This is a genomic window from Pedobacter westerhofensis, from assembly GCF_900182595.1.
Classification (GTDB): domain Bacteria; phylum Bacteroidota; class Bacteroidia; order Sphingobacteriales; family Sphingobacteriaceae; genus Pedobacter; species Pedobacter westerhofensis.
Map to the genome: position 1 here is coordinate 281,014 of NZ_FXTN01000001.1, position 16,140 is coordinate 297,153.

The following is a 16,140-nucleotide window of genomic DNA, read 5'->3' on the forward strand; positions in this document are numbered from 1 at the left end:
CAGGATGAGAGAAAGTGAAAGCGTCAGTGTTACCGGAAAACATCTGATTTTCTGGTTACTCTATATCTCGTACATCATTGTAACAGAAGGCTGGACTGAGAGCGATAACTGGACATTTCGCATTGCCCCACAGGCGATTGTCAATTTACTGACAGGCATCATATTGGTATATGTTAACCTTAACCTGCTGATGCCTGCATTTTACACAAGAGGCCGTTATCTGAGCTATGCTGCTTCTTTGTTTACCCTGCTGCTAGCCGGGGGCCTGTTTATCCGCTTTATCTCATACTCCCTGTTTATTCCTATGGAGCATTCACGTAATCCGCTTAGCTGGCAGCCAACCAATTTCTGGATCACTGCACGGATTTTCAAAGACGTGCTTGAAGTTATTCCTGTAGTCACTATTACCATGGTGCTCAAACTGATGAGGGACAGCCATCAAAGAGAGATCAGGCTCAGGGCAACTGAGAATGAAAAATATAACGCGGAAATTAACATGTTAAAGGGACAGATGAATCCTCATTTCTTTTTCAATACCCTGAACAGCCTGTACTCATTGAGCCTTAACGCGTCTCCAGACTCACCAAAAATGATCATGAACTTATCCAACCTGATGAGATACATACTTTACGAGGCCGCAAATGATAAAGTCCCTTTGATTAAGGATCTTAATCATATCAGCAACTATCTTGAAATAGAAAACATGCGCTTTGGCGACCGTCTTGAATTGTCCGCACAATCTTCAGGAGATATAGGGGGACAATGGATTGCCCCCCTGCTTTTACTTCCTTTTATTGAAAACGCATTTAAACATGGTATCGAAGATGGAAGCGGATGGATCACCATTGACGTAAAAGTTGCCGGAAAGCGCCTGTATTTAAGGGTTGAAAACAGCTTCCCTCAAATTCTGCATACAAAACAATCGGGGATCGGGTTAAAAAATGTAAGAAGGCGGCTTGATCTGCTCTACCCGCTCCGTCATACACTCCTCGTCTCACAGCAAAAAGATTCTTACAAAGTAGACTTGAAAATTGATTTATGAAAGAAATAAGATGTCTGATTGCAGATGATGAACTGCTGGCAAGAAACGTGATTAAAAGTCATATTGAACTGATTGGAAACCTGCAGGTAGTAGCGGAATGTAAAACCGGTACAGAGGTTTATCATACGATTTCTGACCATCAGACAGATCTTGTTTTTCTTGATATCAAAATGCCGGGTATTAGTGGGATAGAACTTTTGCGAACATTAAAAAATCCTCCCGGCGTCATTATTACTACAGCTTACAGTGAGTTTGCAGTTGAAGGTTATGAATTAAATGTTATCGATTATTTATTAAAGCCGATATCATTTGAGCGTTTCCTGAAAGCCGTTAATAAATTTCGGCTTTTGACAAATACACTGGTACTGCAGCAGGAAAAAAATCTACTCTCTGGAACTTTGAATGAATTACAGCCATTTATATACGTAAAAACAGAAAGGAAAATGGTGAAAATTTTATTCAGTGATATTTTATATATAGAAGGACTTAAAGACTATGTGAAAATTGAAACAACTGACCAGCAACACATTACCTATAGTACTTTAACTTATTTCCAGGATCGTTTACCCGATAACCGCTTTATCAGGATACACAGGTCTTTTATCGTAAACCTGGCCTGTATAAGTTCATTTTCCGGCGGAGTGGTCATGATCAATACCGTACCAATCTCAATTGGCAGAACGTACCTGAAAAAGGTTAAAACGATCCTGAGTAAACTCTGATTTAAAGATGACCATCCTCCTGATTCCTGCGTAACAAGGGTAAGATCAGCAAGCTGACGATCAGATGAGCCACCACTGAAAGTGCCACCGTAAACACCAGGATCATCGCCTTTTTAGTTGCAGTGTCAAAATAATCAAGAAAAGAAGAGCGGCCCGAACCGCTGTACAGGACCGCGAGCGAAAAAACCAGGATACCCGTGATCCATAATGTTAAATGCGAATAGAAATAACGGGCACGGGCGAGTTTTGACTGAGGAAAAGCCGCGAGCAATAAGGCCACATGTGCAATAAAAAAGATAAATGTGGCAAAAATCAAAATGTAGAACATAACAGTAATCTTTTAAATACAGAGATATTTACTCCTTTTAGCGCTAATGTAAATAGGTTAAAGATCAAATCCAAGTAAATGTTTTTGCTGCTGCAGTGATCAAAACCAATTTAATCTACTCATAATAAACATAAAACAATTTAGCCGGCACAAAACCCGTCCCGCAGAACGGACACTCCATTTGGAAAAAAAATGAAAGCATCGATACAAAATCCGTCCCGCAGAATGGACACTCCGTTTGGAAAAAAAATGAAAGCATCGATACAAAATCCGTCCCGCAGAACGGACACTCCGTTTGGAAAAAAAATGAAAGCATCGATACAAAATCCGTCCCGCAGAACGGACACTCCGTTTGGAAAAAAATGAGAGCATGGATACAAATCTGATTTTTGTAAATTTACGGGGTACAGAAATCCGGCAGATGAGAAAAGAAGCATTATACCTTAAAATTTCAAGAATTATTGAAGAGCAGATCCTCAGCGAAACTTTAAAAATTGGCGATAAACTTCAGTCGATACGCAGTGTACAAAAGATCTATAACGTTAGCCTTAATACCGTTAAACAAGCTTTTTTAGAGCTTGAAAGCAAATCATTGATAGAGTCGCGGCCAAAATCAGGCTATTATGTCAGCAAGATCTCACAACGCAGGTTTTCTTTGCCCTCTTTCTCTACACTGAAATCCTCAGATAAGGAAAATCACCCCGAAGACCTGATCAGCAAAGTATTTAATACACTGACAGATAAAAACATCACTCAGTTTTCACTGGGAGTGCCCCACCAAAACCTGTTGCCCATTGCAAAACTCAACAAGAGCCTGGTAAAAACATTGAGTACCCTCAGTGATGGCGGTACCAGCTACGAACCTGTAGCGGGCAACATCAATTTACGGCGAAGCATTGCCAAGTGGTCAACGGTCTGGGAAGGAAAGCTTAACGAAGATGATATTGTGACTACCTCTGGTACAATGAATGCAATTTTCAATTGTTTGATGGCAGTGACCCAACCAGGGGATACTGTTGCCATTGAGAGCCCCGTTTATTTTGGGATTATCCAGATCATAAAATCCCTGGGACTGAAGGCAATTGAAATCCCTACCCATCCCGTTACAGGAATAGACCTGGATTCTTTGAAAACGGAATTACCCAATATTAATGCCTGCTGCATCATCAGTAATTTCAGTAACCCACTGGGCTGTCTGATGCCTGATGAAAATAAAAAAGAACTGGTGAGGATGCTCAGCGAATACGATATTCCCCTGATTGAAGACGATCTCTATGGAAATCTTTATTTTGGCAGCAGCAGTCCTAAACCCTGTAAAGCATATGACGAAGCCGGCATTGTCATGTGGTGCAGCTCTGTGTCTAAAACACTGGCACCTGGATACCGGGTAGGCTGGGTGGCGCCGGGAAAGTATAAAGAAAAGTTAATCAGGCAAAAATTCCTGCAGACGATTTCTACTCCCACTTTGTACCAGGAGGTTGTGGCCGATTTTATGGAACACGGCCGGTATGATCACCATCTGCGCAATTTCAGGAAAAGCCTGTATGCAAACTGCCTGCAGTATCAGCGTGCAATCGAAGACTATTTCCCTGACAATACCAGCATCTCCCAGCCGCAGGGCGGTTTTATGCTGTGGCTGGAACTGGATAAAAGAGTGGATACAGCCAAATTGTTTGATACCGCCCTCCGTCAGAATATAAGTTTTGCACCTGGAAGGATGTTTACACAACATAACCAGTATGATAATTGCATGCGCCTGAATTTTGCACTGGAATGGAATGACAAACTGGATAAAGACCTGCAGCGCCTGGGGGCTATGGTAAAGAATTACAAATAATCTGTACCCATTCAAAAACACCTAACTGTATCTGTAACCATTGTTCTCAATTCCCTAATTTTACAGAAAAGCACCCTGTAAAATTTTATTTATGATAGCAACAGAAAGCAGCACAGCAACCAAACCCACAACTACCTTCGGAACCCAGTTATCACCGCACATGTTTATAGGCCGCTATAGCGGCGGACAATGGCAAACACCCGAAATTATGCCTTATCAAAATATAAACATTGCACCTACCAACCTGGCATTGCATTATGGACAAAGCGTTTTTGAAGGGATGAAGGCGTTTCGCATGAAAGATGGAAATGTATCTGTGTTCCGCATGAAGAAACACCATGAAAGGTTTAACCGTACTATGGAAAGAATGTGTATTCCACCGCTTTCCTACGACTATTTTGCAAATGGAATCAAAGAACTGGTAGCACTTGATGAATCAAGCGTCCCCGCTGAAAACGGATCTTCTTTATACATCAGGCCTTTTGTGTTTGCTACGGATGAATCTTTTGGGGTTAAGGTATCAGATACCTACGCTTTTATTATTTTCACCGGCCCCGTGGCCGCACTTTACGGCAAACCGGTAAAAGTAAAGGTCGAGACCGAATATACCCGTGCAGCTGAGGGTGGTACAGGGGCTGTAAAATGTGCAGGTAATTACGCTGCAGCCTTGTACCCCACCTTTCTTGCAAAACAAGATGGGTATGACCAGCTACTGTGGACAGACAGTAAAAATCATGAGTTTATAGAAGAATCCGGAACCATGAATGTCATGTTTGTGATCAATGATACCCTGGTAACTCCTGCCCTGTCAGGAACAATACTGGATGGGGTAACCCGCAGTTCATTGATTCAAGTAGCGCAGGATTTAGGGTATCGCGTTCAGCAGCGAAAAATCAGCTTTCATGAACTGATTGCCGCGTCAGCAGACGGGAGCCTGACAGAAGCATTTGGCGCAGGTACCGCCGCTGTGATCAGCAGCATTTCTGTAATCAATATACTGGGAAAGGATTATACACTGCCTGCTACAGATGAAAACAGCCTGAGCATAAAGTTAAGGGATCAATTGGAAGCCATTCGCAGGGGCGATATTGCGGATCAGCACAACTGGAATACCATTGTTCCAGCCAACCGTTAACAAACTGCCGTCCTTGACATCAGATACCGGAAGGCTTACAGGAAAGCTGAGCGTTAACTTCTCCCTGTAATTTCCTTTCGGTGTTCTAAACCCCAGTCCGTCAGATTATGAATGATGGTCTGCAGGGTCCTGCCATGTTTCGTAAGCTCATAATGAACGGTCACGGGATGTGTATCCAACACTGTGCGCTCAATTAGTTTGTTGATTTCCAGCTCTTTTAATTCTTTGCTCAACATTTTGTTGGATATACCTGGTACATCATTCAGAATATCGGAGAATCTCCTTCTGTTGTAATGGCACACGGATGAAATAATATAAATTTTCCATTTCCCGTTCAGTACGTCCATCGCGTCGTGGACCGCCATCATTTCTTTTTTGCGGTCTATTTCAAAATTCGGTTTGCACTCCATATGTTACTTCGTTACTTCAAGGTTACTGTTACTTTTCGAAACAAAGTTACTAAAATATCTTTTTGTATCTAACTTTACTGCCCATACAAAGACAATAAAAAGATGGCACAAAATAATTATGAAGGAGCGTTGCAGCAACCAATTGGTTCGGGGTTCAGCGCAGCATCTACCACAAGTGATGTAATCAAAGGAATTGACCTTACCGGAAAGATAGCGATCGTTACCGGTGGCAGCACAGGCATCGGGCAAGAAACTGTAAAAACACTATCTCAGGCAGGAGCCACAGTTATCGTACCTGCACGGGATACAGATAAAGCCAGGAAAAACCTGAAAGATATCGCCCGCGTTGAAATAGAGGAACTGGACCTGATCGATCCCCTTTCAATTGACAGCTTTGCAGAAAAATTTTTGGCGTCGGGGCGGCCATTACATCTGCTGATTGACAATGCAGGAATTATGTTCGTGCCATTACGCCGTGATGCGAGAGGGAACGAATCGCAACTTGCAACCAATTATCTGGCAGTGTTCAGGCTTACAGCCAGATTATGGGAACCCTTAAAAAAAGCGAATGGCGCAAGAGTGGTCAATGTTTCTTCCATGGGGCACCACTTCGCGCCTTTCAATTTTGAGGATCCAAATTTCACAAATCATGAGTATCAAACATTAGCAGCATATGGGCAATCAAAAACAGCTTTGAATTTGTTTTCTCTTGAACTGGACAACCGTGCTAAAGCCTTCGGCGTACGGGCATTTTCATTACATCCGGGAAATATCTGGGGAACAGAGCTCACCAGGGAGGCACCCCTGGAAATATTACAGCGCTTTGGCTTTTATGATGAAAAGGGAGACTTGGTCCAGGATGTGATTGATTCACTTAAGACTATTCCGCAGGGTGCAGCTACAACAATCTGGGCGGCTACAAGTGCTGCATTAAATGATTTGGGCGGCGTTTATCTTGAAGATGTGGATATCGCTAAATTAGCGGAAGATGAATCAGCATCCGATGGCGTCAACCCCTATGCCCTGAAAGAAGCCAGCGCAAAGAAATTGTGGCAGCTGACCGAAGAGCTAACAGGAATTACCTTTAATATAGCGTAATATCTGCAGACCATATGTAAACAGGGGCCAGCTCTATCGAGTACAGGCCCCTGTTTTAAACGTAATCTACAAAGCGGATGATATCACCGCGTGATCAGTTCAGCTTAAAAATCAGTGGAACAGGAGATTTCTTTCCAGGCATCCATCTCCCCCTGTAATTGCCCGATTTTAGTTTCTCCACGTTCAAATGCATCACTGCCCATAAACAGGTTAACAGCAGGGTTTGCGCTCTCCACTAATTTCAGGAATACATCTGCAATCTTGTCCGGATCACCCAGTTGTGCACCGTCCATATTATTCATCTTTTGATGAGATTCCCTTAAATAGGCATAGTCCTCTATTTGATTCTGGTTATACGCGATAGAATCTGCTTTGGCGAAACTGGTCCTGAACCATCCCGGTATCACGTTGGTGACAGATATGCCCAATGGTTTAAGATCATTGGCCAGTGCTTCGCTCAGACCGCTCAGTGCAAATTTTGCCGCGCAGTACATTGGCCATCCCATACCGGGCGCAAAACCAGCGATCGAAGAAATATTGATGATATGCCCTGAACGTGCCGGTCTCATATAGGGTAAAGCCTGCTGGATCACCCGTACGGCTGAGAAGAAGTTAACCTGAAAATTTTCATCAATTTCCGCTGTGGTCAATTCTTCCAATGCCCCGCCCAATCCATAACCTGCATTATTGACAACAACGTCGAGACGTCCGAATTTCTCTATTGTTTTTTGGATAGATGCAGCAACAGACTGCTCGCTTTTCAGATCTACTTCCAATGGCAGGAACCTGTCGCTAATCGCTTTAAACTCTTCAAAGGCATTTACAGATCTCGACGTTGCTGCAACACTGTGGCCCTTTGCCAGCAGTTGTTTTACAAGTGACAAGCCCATCCCTTTGGATGCACCTGTGATATACCAAATTTTTGTATTGCTCATAACTTTATCTTTGAAACAAAATTACGGTAAAGGCACACGCTATTTTTGTTGCATACAAACCATTATTTGCAAAATTCAAACCTATCTGAATACTGAAGGGCTCATGCTGGTTTGCTTCTTAAAAAAGTTATTGAAATGCGCCTGATCGTCGAAGCCCAGGGCATAGCTGATTTCTGCGATGTTCCAGTCTGTATGCTTTAACAATGCCTTTGCTTCTGAAGTCAGCCGCTCAAAAATCAAATCAGTGGTAGTACGTCCGGTAGTTTTCTTTATTGCACGGTTAAGGTAATTGACATGGATGGAGAGCTTGTCTGCCATAACTTTGGGAGAACGCATCTCAAAACGCTGCGAGGCCGATTCTATCGGGAACTGACGTTCAAGTAATTCTGTAAAAACAGAAGTGATCCTTAAGGCCGCATCCGGATGTTTATATGTACTGCTGACAGGCTGGATTTTCAGGGCCAGATAAATCATTTCGCTGATGTAATTCCTGATCAGCTCATACTTATAGATGTAATCTGTATTAAATTCCCGGATGACTTTTTCAAAGAGGCTCCGCACTTCCAGCGTATTGGTTTCATCCAGCCCAAATACAGGCTGCGAGCCCGCCGCAAACAAGGGAAGGTCATATAGGTTTAAACGCAGGTTTTCTTTAAAAAACTCATCCTTGAACACACAGAAATAACCTGTGGTACCAGCAGTCAGCGGATCGTAGGTATATGGCACCTGCGGATTAAAGAACAGCAGTGTATTGCCATTTACAGGGATACTTTTGTCGCCGTAATGGAATACATTTTCTCCCTGAAAAAGCATGATCTTAAAGAAATCCCTGCGAATAAAGGTTGCTGAAGTGCTGCCTGTACGAATACGGTCTTCAATCCTGAAAACATTAAATTGTCCGGTGCCATTTTGCAAATCTTCTGATGAGCTGCCATATTTCTCCCTGTAAAACTGTTCCAGTGATTCTGTTGTCTTTGCCATAGCGCGATGTGATTTGCAAAATTGAAACTTTTTGCTCAAACATCCAACGATTTTCTCAGCAATTCTATCTGAGCAGTGCCAGCCTACCTGTTAAGCCAGTGCTTAAACTGATTGGCCCGGTTTTTACTCACGATCACACCTCCCGGAACATCCGGCTCCACATATACCTTCAGCTTGCCGTTAAAGTAATTATGAACCGATCTTACAGCCGAAAAAGATGTAATATACTGCCGGTTTAAACGGAAGAACACTTCAGGATCAAGCATTTTATCCAGTTCGTCCAGGGTATAATCCAGCATATAGCGCTTGTTGGCAAAGGAATTCAGGAAGGAAAGTTTATCCTCAAAACTGAAATGGGCAGCATCTGCGACAGATACGGGGATGAATTTATCACCCTGGCGGATCAGGAACCGGTTTCGGTATTGCGGCTTTACTACCGGGCCCCTGCCTGAAATCAGCAGTGATTCCATAATTGCCCTGAAGTTATCGGGTGCAGGCGCCATGGACTGAAATTTCCGCAGTGCCCCCTCCAGCAGTTGCGGTTCAACAGGTTTGAGCAGGTAATCAATGCTGTTCACTTTAAAAGCCTGTATGGCAAATTCGTCAAATGCAGTCGTAAATATCACCGGTGCCCTGAGTTCTACGTGTTCAAATATTTCGAAAGACTGGCCATCTGCCAGCATGATATCCATAAAAATCAGGTCGGGCGCAGTATTTTCCTTAAACCAGAAAACCGCATCCTCCACGCTGTCAATCGTATCCAGGATAGTCATTGCCGGATCGTAATCCAGCAGCAAATTTGTAAGTCTTTTAGCAGCAAGCGCTTCGTCTTCGATGATCAGTATTTTCATTTTATTCCTGGCTGATAATTAGGGGAAGTGAAACAGTAAATTCAGTTGATGTGGCCAGTATATTCACAATTTTATTGGTGAGCAGTTCGTATCTGGTGACGATATTCCTGAGCCCTGTGTTGGTAGATTCTACCCCTGAGGTTTTCCGCTGCAGGTTGTTGCTTACAATAATAAAATTTTTGGTTACCCTGATATCGATGGCCAGGGGCTTTCTTTTAGAGATGATGTTATGCTTGATTGCATTTTCTACCAGCATCTGCAGGGTAAAGGGAATCACCTGCAGATGGTCCAGTTTTTCGGGCAGATGATAACTGATCATCAGGTTTTCGCCAAAGCGCATCTGATGAAGGAAAATATAATCATCCAAGAAATTTTTCTCGGTTTCAAGGCTGATCACGTTCTTCCCATTGTAGTTTAGCACATGCCGGTAAACATTGGAAAGCCGCTGGATAAACAAAACGGAAAGCTGAGGGTCTTCCGGAACAAGAGTAATCAGTGCATTGAGACTGTTGAACAGGAAATGCGGACTGATCTGATTTCTAAGCAGCTCCAGTTGTGAAATGAGCGATTCTTTTTTTAACCGTTCAGATTCATACAGGCTTTGTTCGTATAAACCAAAGTAATAGGCACATTCATAGATAACCGTCACCAGCCCCAGAATCAGTACACTTCTCAGCACCATATCTTTATATTCAGAAAGAAAGGGATCACGGTTGGTTTGAGGAAGATTGACATTGATAACTGTGATCAGGAAACCCGCAACAAGTACGAAGACCACAAAAACCACGATGTGCATAGCGATACGTTTGCTGGTATCTTTCAGATCGGGATACTTGCTGCGCATGTAAAGAACGATCATCCTGTTGCTTTCCCAGTAACAAAACACATAAAAGATATTTCTGAAAATTTTATATATCAGCATTTTGGGCGAAATGACCACGGGTATGATATCGCTCGACATGAGGAGCAGGATGGCAACAAGGGGGATGCCAATCCTCCTTACCCATTTATCATTCAATCCTTTGTTGTTCGCCTTCAAAACTGTTGCCATACCTCTAAATTTACAGGGAATCCTTTACCCTAACAAGCGATAAAACTATATCCTGCCTGTCTAGTGTAAACATCGTCAATAATTAACGTCAAAATCAGGATTAAACGATAAGACCGCCTTCACATATGATGAAGCGTCTAAACCTGGGGTTAAAGCAACCTCTGCTGTAAAAATAATGCTTCCCGGCTCTTAAAGCCGCCCTTCTCCGGGCAATCCGTTCATCACAACATTCAGTTGTTTCAACCAGATATTCAGTGCTTTCATGTGCATATCCATTTCTGCGGAGATCAGGCGCGGCTAAGTTTGCACCATGATGATCAAGTCCTATTTTATCAAATTCACCCTGCTGCTTGTTCTTTCAGTAAGTACCATTCCCGGACGTGCGCAGCAGATCCTGAACAGCTATGCCGAACAGGGGTTAAAAAGCAATGCCAATATCGACAAACTAAATTTCGACTACCAGGCTTCAGTGTGGGCGCTCAAAGAAAGTAAAAAAATGTTTGGCCCGTCGGTAGATATAACCGGGGGCTATACCCGTAATTTCAGACAGCCCATAGACCTGGGAAGCGGCTCGGGCAATACATCCAGCCTGCTGGAACAACTGTTAATGAGCAGCTCCAAAAATGGAAAACTCTACTATCCTGGTATCAATCATTTTAGCTCGGCGCTCCAGATCACTCAAAATATTTATAACAGGCAACTGGTTTACAGCAGGGATATTAAAGAGGAAAACAGCAGGTCGTCGGCAAGCCAGCTGGCAGACTTCAGGATTGAACTGGAAGCCGAGATCAGAACTGCCTATTTCCAGTATCTCCAGGCGGTTTCGCTAAAAGAAGCGGTAGAACGGGGCGTAAAAAATGCCCGGCAAAACCTGGCCGGCATACAAAGCCTGCTTAACCAGCAAAGGCTCACTAAAGAATCATTGTATAAGTCGAGAGCAAACCTGAGCAGCGTGGAAGCGCAGCTCAGTGATATGGAAAACAGCCGTATTAAAGCTCAGTTTTACTTTAACTTCCTGATCAACAAGCTGCCCGGGGATACAATACTGACAGACCAGTTTTATCTGTTTGATCCTGCCAGGACCTACAGGATCGCAACAGACAGGGATACCGCCATCAGCGGGTATCATCTTACTGCTATTGAAAGCGCAGCAAAATCTGCCACACTACAGAAAAAACAGGTCAATGCCCAAAGCTTACCTGTACTGCAGTTTACCGGCACCGGCGGCATCAGTGGAAACAGTATCGATTTCAGCAACCGGAGACTTCCTTATGGCGCCCTGGAGGTATCATTTAAATGGAACATTTTTAATTCCGGAGCTTCACAGGCACGGTCCCGGCAGGCACTGTTCCAGGAACGAAGCCTTAACGCCCAGTATCAGAATACCAGGAACCAGCTGCGCACCGATGAGCTTTCTGCATTTCATGATGTAGCTGCCCAGCTTGCCAATTACGGCGCTGTCAGCAGCGGATACAAAAATGCTTCCGTGTATTACGAAGCGGTACGCAGCAAATTTATGGCCGGTTTAGCTACCCTGCTGGAACTGCTCGACGCGGAATATAGCCTGCAGCAGGCAGACATGGACCGCCTCAAATGGTATTACACCCTGCAAATCAAGATCAGCACTTATCAAAAACAAACCGGAAAAACTCTTAAACTGATTCCCTAATGAAGATGATCACCATCATAGCACTGCTCGCCGCGCTGGCTGAGCTCAGCTCCTGTAAACGCAAAAATAATGATTCCAATATCCAGGCGATACCTCTGGTACGCATCGTACATCCCACGGTAAGCAAACTGAACGACACCCTTGCTGCCAGTGGTATGATCACTACCGTAGATCAGTCAGAACTGTCATTCCAAACCGGAGGAACGGTAGAACAGGTTTATGTTTCTGAAGGCGATTTTGTGCGGAAGGGACAATTATTAGCGCGGCTGAATACGGCTGAGCTCACTGCCCAGCTGCAGCAGTCAGACCTTAAGATTGCCCAGTATAAACGTGATATCGGCAGGTTTAAGGCATTGATCAGCGACAGCCTGGTCACCCAGGAACAACTACAAAATACACAAACTGCCTTGGCTACATCGCAGGCACAGCGCAATGCAATTGCCTACAGCCTCAGTCAGGCCTCTATATATACCAGTTCTTCGGGCATCATCCTTAAAAAAATGGTGAGCCCCGGAGAGTATAAATCGTCGGGTGCGGTAGTATTCACACTGGGATCAAATGACGAAGGCCAGCACTGGGTCTTTAAAATTAATGTAACGGATAAAGACCGCATCAAACTAAAGCTGAAGCAGCAAACCGAAATAGGGCTGGATGCCCTGCCGGGCAGGACTTTCAAAGGAACGGTTTATCGTATGGCAGATGTGCCGGATCTTACTACCCTCACCTACGATTGCTTTATTTCCTTTGATCCCGGAAATGAACCTGTAGTATATGGTTTGTCAGGCAAAGTTGTCCTCCCCCAGACAAGTGCTGCAAGTTATACTACGCTGCCGCTGGAAGCCCTCTCCGGGATCAGGGCAGGTTCGGGGACAATATACCTGGTGTCCGGCAGGTCTACAGTAAGAAAACAGCGGATAGGTTTCTCACAAATCAACCAGGACAAGGTGGTACTGAACACTGCTTTACCCGCAGGCAGTTCTGTAATCATCGCGGGGAAGAACAAAGTTGAACCCGGTCAGAAAGTTAATATTTATAACCCAGCATTGTAATGAACATTCCACAGTTTTTTATCCGGAACAAGCAATTTACCATCTGTATTTTTCTGCTGATCGCGTTCTGGGGAGTACAGTCTTTTCAGCAAATGCCCAAAACGGAAGATCCTATTTTTCCCCTGCCACAGTATACCATCACCTGCATCTATCCTGGCGCAACACCTTCGGATATTGAACAACTGGTGGTAAACCCGCTGGAATTACAGCTGGGCACACTGGAGGATATAGAATATATCAGGACGCAGATCAATGATGGCTCGGCTGCGATCAGGGTAAAGTTCCTGCAAAAAGTTGATGTCGACAAAAAGTTTGATGAAGTGCAGCGGGAAGTAAACAAAGTAAAGCCAGACCTTCCTGCAGGAATTAAAAGTATAGAAGTTGAGCAGGGCTCTACCAGCACTGTAAATATATTGCAGTATGCAATTGTCAGCAACGATAAACCTTATGCCGAAATGCAGCTGATGGCAGAAAATATGCAGATCGCCATTCAGAAAGTAAAAGGCATACGGGATGTGGTGATCGACGCCTACCCTCAGCAGCAGATTACAGTTGATATCGACCTGCCTAAAATGGCCGTGAACAATATTACACTGCCGGATATCAACAATGCGATCAAGAGTGAATCGATCAACCTGCCCGGAGGGTATATCGACGTTGCGGCCAACCGCTATAACATCAGGCTGGGAGGCGATTACAAAAACGTAGAACAGGTAAAAAACACGATTATCAAAGCAACAAATGGTAAAATTGTGTTTTTGAAGAATATAGCTGTTGTGACTTCGGGCTATGAACAAAACAACTACTTTGCCCGATATAATGGAGACAGGGCAATATTCGTATCGGCTACGCAGCAGGACGACTCCAATATATTTACCACCACTGAACGGGTAGAGCAGGAACTCAAACCATTTTATCAGCACAAGTCTATCCGGGTAGAGAAAATTTTTGATCAGAGTTTAAGTGTATCACACCGCCTCAATAATTTATACCGTGATTTTATCATCGCCATCCTGCTGGTACTCATTACGCTGCTTCCACTAGGATTAAGAGCTTCTTACGTAGTGATGTTTACTATTCCCACATCGATATTTATAGGGATCGGGCTTTTATATGTGACTGGATATTCATTAAACCAATTCTCGATTGTGGGACTGGTGATTGCCTTGGGATTATTGGTAGACGATTCTATTATTGTGGTGGAGAACATTGTAACGAGGCTGCGCAAGGGAGAAAGCAGTGAGGCAGCTGCTGTAAACGGGACCAATCAGCTCATCAGGGCAATCATTACCGTCACCGTGTGCATTCTGCTGTCTTTTATGCCACTGGTAACGTTGCAGGGTTCTACAGGGGATTTTATCCGCAGTATGCCGCTGGCAGTAATTTACACCATGGCAGGATCGCTGCTGGTTTCGGTAACGCTTACTCCGCTGTTGTCAAAATGGTTGCTGCAGGAAAAAATCGGTGATAACGTCTTCTACCGTTCCATCATGAAGTTTAACGAGGGACCTTTCATGCGCATGCTTACTTTCTGTATGAAATGGCCGAAATCTACACTCGCAGTAGCTTTCGCTATGGTAGCAGCCGGCTTTTTACTGATCAGGGTTGTTGGTGTAAGCTTTTTTCCAGGTTCTGAGAAGCCGCAGTTCCTGATCGATATAGCGATGCCGGTAGAAAGCAATATCGGCCAAACCAATAAGGTTTGCCTGTGGATTGAGGAGAAGCTGAAGAAAAAGGATTTTATCAGGTCTTACGCTACCAATGTTGGAAAAGGAAATCCAAGGGTCTATTATAATGTTTCACAGTCGGGACAGAAGGCCAATACTGCAGAGATCCTCTGCTTTACCAGGGGCGAATATGATAAAGACCGTATGCCTGCCTTTCTGGACAGCCTGCGGACAGAGTTTAGCCGGTATCCGGGGGCAGATATACAGGTCCATGAGTTTATGCAGGGCCCCGGAGTGGGCACGCCCATAGAGATTAGGCTTTTTGGGGACGATATTCCCAAACTAAAATCCATCGCTTCAACTGTTGAAAATATGCTGAAGCATACCCCGGGAACCATAGATATCAATAATCCACTGAGCCAGGAAAAGGCAGAAATCAAAATCAGTATCAATCATGAAAAAGCGCTGTCGCTGGGGGTATCTATAGCAGAAGTTACCAAAACAATCCGGACAACTTTTGCAGGCATCTCTGCATCGGAGTTCACAGATGATCTTGGTAACAATTTCAGTATTGTATTAACGATCAGCAATGAAGCCAAAAACAATTTTAATGTTTTTAAACAGATCTATGTGAGCTCCGCCGCAGGCAGGCTGATACCCCTGCTGCAGGTGGCGAATTTCGAGCTGCAGAATGCGCCTTCATCACTGCAGCATTACGATAAACGGCGCAGTGTCACGATTACAGGATATATCAAAACCGGCTTTTTAACCAGCAAGGTAACTGCCATGGCTGTAGATCAGGTAAATAAAATCAGTTTCCCGCCCGGGTTCAGCTATCAGGCAGGAGGCGAGGCAGAGAAAAGAAATGAATCCTTTGGGGGCTTAAGCTCGGCGCTTACGGTAGCCATATTCGGCATCATTGCGGTGCTCATCCTTGCATTTAAGGGCCTGCGGGGCACGCTGATTGTAGCATCTGCCATCCCCCTGGGCGTACTGGGAGCCATCATTGCGTTGTATTTGGGCGGTTATTCCTTTTCGTTTACCGCTTTTGTGGGTATCATCACACTGATCGGACTGGAGGTAAAAAACACAATCATTATTGTTGATTTCACCAATCAGATGCGGGCAGCCGGACATGATAAGGACGAGGCGATCAGACTGGCAACGGAAGAGCGGTTTACTCCGATTTTCTTAACAACGATGACGGCAGTATTTGCCCTTGTCCCGCTGGTGATCGAACGGTCGGACTTTTTCTCTCCGCTGGCATTGGTGATGATCGGCGGCCTGCTCAGCTCGCTTTTGCTTACCCGCTTCGTTGAACCTGTACTCTACAAACTAATCATGAAATAATTCACATCATTAAAT

General features: G+C 44.2%; 14 protein-coding genes. 8 read left to right on the top strand and 6 right to left on the bottom strand.

What is annotated here, in order from left to right; translation table 11 throughout:
- Positions 1-4 precede the first annotated feature (4 nt).
- On the top strand, positions 5-1,042 hold the full coding sequence (locus tag FN831_RS01200; protein WP_142526372.1) for a sensor histidine kinase: 1,038 nt from the start codon (positions 5-7) through the stop codon (positions 1,040-1,042).
- Positions 1,039-1,764, top strand: a complete 726-nt coding sequence (locus FN831_RS01205) for a LytR/AlgR family response regulator transcription factor (RefSeq protein ID WP_142526373.1) — start codon at positions 1,039-1,041, stop codon at positions 1,762-1,764. Before FN831_RS01200 ends, FN831_RS01205 begins: the two co-directional genes overlap by 4 nt.
- 1 nt (position 1,765) lies before the next feature.
- On the opposite strand, the gene FN831_RS01210 is transcribed toward FN831_RS01205, so the two are convergent.
- A complete protein-coding gene (locus FN831_RS01210; protein WP_142526374.1) occupies positions 1,766-2,092 on the bottom strand; it encodes a hypothetical protein in 327 nt (108 codons plus the stop codon).
- A 370-nt stretch (positions 2,093-2,462) separates the two neighbouring features.
- On the opposite strand from FN831_RS01210, the gene FN831_RS01215 reads away from it, so the two are divergent.
- Both FN831_RS01215 and FN831_RS01220 read left to right on the top strand, forming a co-directional pair.
- Positions 2,463-3,929 carry an aminotransferase-like domain-containing protein gene (locus FN831_RS01215; RefSeq protein ID WP_246101272.1) on the top strand — a complete coding sequence of 489 codons (1,467 nt, stop codon included), beginning with the start codon at positions 2,463-2,465 and terminating at the stop codon, positions 3,927-3,929.
- 91 nt (positions 3,930-4,020) lie between these two features.
- Positions 4,021-5,064 (top strand): branched-chain amino acid aminotransferase, encoded by a 1,044-nt coding sequence (locus FN831_RS01220; protein ID WP_142526375.1) that lies wholly within the window; start codon positions 4,021-4,023, stop codon positions 5,062-5,064.
- Between the two features lie 53 nt (positions 5,065-5,117).
- Here the strand turns inward: FN831_RS01220 and FN831_RS01225 are convergent, their stop codons facing one another.
- Positions 5,118-5,474, bottom strand: a complete 357-nt coding sequence (locus FN831_RS01225) for a winged helix-turn-helix transcriptional regulator (RefSeq protein ID WP_142526376.1) — start codon at positions 5,472-5,474, stop codon at positions 5,118-5,120.
- A 102-nt stretch (positions 5,475-5,576) separates the two neighbouring features.
- On the opposite strand from FN831_RS01225, the gene FN831_RS01230 reads away from it, so the two are divergent.
- Positions 5,577-6,572, top strand: coding sequence for an SDR family NAD(P)-dependent oxidoreductase (locus tag FN831_RS01230; RefSeq protein ID WP_142526377.1), 996 nt, complete (start codon positions 5,577-5,579; stop codon positions 6,570-6,572).
- A 104-nt stretch (positions 6,573-6,676) separates the two neighbouring features.
- Here FN831_RS01230 and FN831_RS01235 read toward each other — a convergent pair whose 3' ends face one another.
- The 4 genes from FN831_RS01235 to FN831_RS01250 form a co-directional block, all read right to left on the bottom strand.
- The gene (locus FN831_RS01235) at positions 6,677-7,507 is read right to left on the bottom strand and encodes an SDR family NAD(P)-dependent oxidoreductase (protein WP_142526378.1); all 831 of its coding nucleotides are present in this window, start codon (positions 7,505-7,507) and stop codon (positions 6,677-6,679) included.
- 81 nt (positions 7,508-7,588) lie between these two features.
- Positions 7,589-8,488, bottom strand: coding sequence for a helix-turn-helix domain-containing protein (locus FN831_RS01240; protein ID WP_142526379.1), 900 nt, complete (start codon positions 8,486-8,488; stop codon positions 7,589-7,591).
- 83 nt (positions 8,489-8,571) lie between these two features.
- On the bottom strand, positions 8,572-9,339 hold the full coding sequence (locus FN831_RS01245; RefSeq protein WP_142526380.1) for a LytR/AlgR family response regulator transcription factor: 768 nt from the start codon (positions 9,337-9,339) through the stop codon (positions 8,572-8,574).
- A gap of 1 nt (position 9,340) precedes the next feature.
- The gene (locus tag FN831_RS01250) at positions 9,341-10,390 is read right to left on the bottom strand and encodes a sensor histidine kinase (RefSeq protein ID WP_142526381.1); all 1,050 of its coding nucleotides are present in this window, start codon (positions 10,388-10,390) and stop codon (positions 9,341-9,343) included.
- A 310-nt stretch (positions 10,391-10,700) separates the two neighbouring features.
- Between FN831_RS01250 and FN831_RS01255 the strand changes: the two genes are divergently transcribed.
- From FN831_RS01255 to FN831_RS01265, 3 genes are read left to right on the top strand one after another with little or no spacing between them, the layout of a single operon-like run.
- Positions 10,701-12,059 carry a TolC family protein gene (locus tag FN831_RS01255; RefSeq protein WP_142526382.1) on the top strand — a complete coding sequence of 453 codons (1,359 nt, stop codon included), beginning with the start codon at positions 10,701-10,703 and terminating at the stop codon, positions 12,057-12,059.
- Positions 12,059-13,108 carry an efflux RND transporter periplasmic adaptor subunit gene (locus FN831_RS01260; RefSeq protein ID WP_142526383.1) on the top strand — a complete coding sequence of 350 codons (1,050 nt, stop codon included), beginning with the start codon at positions 12,059-12,061 and terminating at the stop codon, positions 13,106-13,108. Before FN831_RS01255 ends, FN831_RS01260 begins: the two co-directional genes overlap by 1 nt.
- Positions 13,108-16,125 carry an efflux RND transporter permease subunit gene (locus tag FN831_RS01265; RefSeq protein WP_142526384.1) on the top strand — a complete coding sequence of 1,006 codons (3,018 nt, stop codon included), beginning with the start codon at positions 13,108-13,110 and terminating at the stop codon, positions 16,123-16,125. The genes FN831_RS01260 and FN831_RS01265 overlap by 1 nt, the downstream gene beginning before the upstream one ends.
- Positions 16,126-16,140: the final 15 nt, after the last annotated feature.